The organism is Ilyobacter sp. (genome assembly GCF_041583315.1).
Classification (GTDB): Bacteria; Fusobacteriota; Fusobacteriia; order Fusobacteriales; family Fusobacteriaceae; genus Ilyobacter.
The window spans coordinates 1-2691 of sequence record NZ_JBFHGC010000403.1; the positions used below are offsets into that span (position 1 = coordinate 1).

The following is a 2691-nucleotide window of genomic DNA, read 5'->3' on the forward strand; positions in this document are numbered from 1 at the left end:
GCAGAATACGCCAGGATAGGGATAGTGGATAAGATATTTACCAGAGTAGGAGCCAGTGACGATTTGGTGGGCGGACAGTCTACATTTATGGTAGAGATGAGCGAAGTGGCCAATATAGTCAACAGTGCAACGGATAAATCCTTTGTGATCCTGGATGAAGTGGGAAGGGGAACCTCTACTTTTGACGGGATATCAATAGCCAGCTCAATAACAGAATATATCCATGACAGGATAGGATCAAAGACTGTATTTGCAACACATTACCATGAGCTCACTGAACTGGAAGGGAAGCTGGAAAGAGCTGCAAACTACAGGATAGAGGTGAAGGAGACAGAGAACGATGTGGTCTTCCTGAGAGAGATAGTAAAAGGCGGGGCGGATAAGTCTTATGGTATAGAGGTGGCCAGGCTTGCAGGTCTTCCTAAGGAGATACTGAATAAGTCAAAGATAACCCTTAAGTCTCTAGAGGCTAAGAGGGCACTTATTGAAAAGAAAATGAAGGGGGAGCAACTCTCTCTCTTTGGCGGAGCAATAGAAGCAGAAGAAATACCAGCGGAAGATGAAAAAAGAGTGCTGACTCTGGAAGAGGAAAAAGCCCTTGAGATCATATGTGACACAGATCTCAACAGTCTGACTCCCCTCGAAGCCCTGGTAAAGCTCAGCGAACTGAAAAAAATGTTGAAATAGGAGGCAGTTATGCTTAAGAAGGGTATCTACATTTTAGCGGGAATCCTCGTAATTGTTTTGGGATACTTGAACTATTTTAAAGAGGAAAAGGCCATTGAAGTAAAGGTAGATAACAAGGTGGAAACCTCTAATGTAACTTATGAATCACAGGGGTACCGTATAGAGGCGGGAACTCAGGTGGATGACATAGAAACCAAAGAGACCAGTTTTAAGCTGGCCAAGGCTTTTTTTGAAGAGATGAGTCTCAAGGGGGACAACGTACTTATAGACAGTCTGAAAAACCTAGTCCTCAACGGGAATATAGAGGGTGTAAGTGTAAACGGATGGAAATTTAATGCTGAAAATGCAAAATATGACAGCGATCTCGCTATAATACATTCAGACACTGGTGTGACTGCCTCCAATGAGGAAAAAAAGATAAAAGTTTCGGGAAAAAAATTTGAAACAGATATCAAAATGAGTTATGTGAACCTAGATGGAAATATAGAGATGGAAAGTGATAAAATAAGTCTAAAGGCTGACAAGGTGAGATACAGTGACGCAACCAAGACAGCAGAAATAACCGGGGATATCAGGGTGAAGGGTGAGAACCTCAGCAAGGACAGCCCGGGATCTCTTACGGGAATATTTAAAAAAGCCAAATATAATGTGGAAACAAAGATTTTAGAGGCCTGGGAACCCTTTGTGGTAAACTATGACGGAGTAAAGCTCTACGGAGAAAAACTTATTTATAACGAAAACACCGGAGATTTTCTCGTATCTAAAAATGTACGGGCTGAAAAGGACGGATTTACCCTCTATATGGACAGAATAGAGCATAAGTCAGCCCAGAATACTGTGATTTTCCACGGAAAAGTCCACGGGGGCGACAAAATCTACACACTGAAAGGTGACAACGGATATTACAACACAGTGAAAAAACAGGTGGAACTCAAGGGCAATGTAGTCATAACGTCAAAAGACGGAAAAGACCTGAGGGCTGACAGAGGATTGTATGATACCCAGACCAAGGTTTTATACGCCTACGGAGACAAAAAAGACGTGGTCTATAAATCTCCAGAGGGTGGAGTTGTTTCCAGAGAGATGATATACAATAGTGAAACTGAGGAACTGTTTTTAGATAAGACATATAAATTTGAGAACAAGGAATACACCAGCAAGGGACAGAAATTTTATTATAATAATCTTACAGGAGCCGGAAAAGCTGAAAAAGGCGATATAAAAAGCAAAGATTTTTACGGAAAAGGAGACCTCATAGAATTTAATACAAAGAAAAGATATTATGAGGCTACAGGGAATGCATATTTTGAAAATGCGGACTATTCTGTGGAAAGTGCCAGGCTCACATATGACCAGGTTTCGGGAAAGGTAGACGTCCCGGGAAAGTATACTGCAAAGGGAAAAATCAAAAAAGAAATATTTAAGGGCCTTGAGGCTACATACAACACTCAGACAGGAGATTTTGTATCTCCGGGAAGATTTGAGGGAGAAAACGCTGATTATAATTTTGAAGGTGTAGACCTCACATACAATAAGATTAGCGGAATAGGAAAGATAAACAGGGATATAGTTGTGACTGGAAAAAGAAATACCACAAAAATATCCGGCGACAGAGGAAACTTTAAAAGCGGTGAATTTGCAGATATAGTCGGCAATCTAATTGTAGACAACAAAGATCTTACCGCCACAGGAAATAAAGCGACCTACAAACAAAATGAAGGAAAGATTTATATTCCGGGAGAAATAAAACTCAAAGGGAAAAAATCTAAATTTGACGGAGATATGAGAGACGGAGTTTTTGATGTGGAAAAGTCCGTGTATACAGGAAAAGATTTCAGAGGTAAGAGTGATATGACTACAGCTAAGGGAGATACCATAAAATATTACACAGAGAAAGAGTCTTTTGAACTTCTTGGAAATGTAATACTTAAGGACCCTGAAACAGAAGTAAGGGGTTCTCAGGTTGAGTATTTTATAAAATCAAATGAGATATTTGCCCAGAAA

Annotated in this window: 1 protein-coding gene and 1 pseudogene; both read left to right on the forward strand. The window is 40.3% G+C overall.

Going from position 1 to position 2691, the window contains the following annotated elements:
* Positions 1-687: pseudogene (locus tag ABZA26_RS12055) on the forward strand (DNA mismatch repair protein MutS); the annotation flags it as partial.
* Positions 688-696: 9 nt separating this feature from the next.
* A partial coding sequence (locus ABZA26_RS12060) for an LptA/OstA family protein (RefSeq protein WP_372714763.1) occupies positions 697-2691 on the forward strand: 1995 nt, incomplete at its 3' end.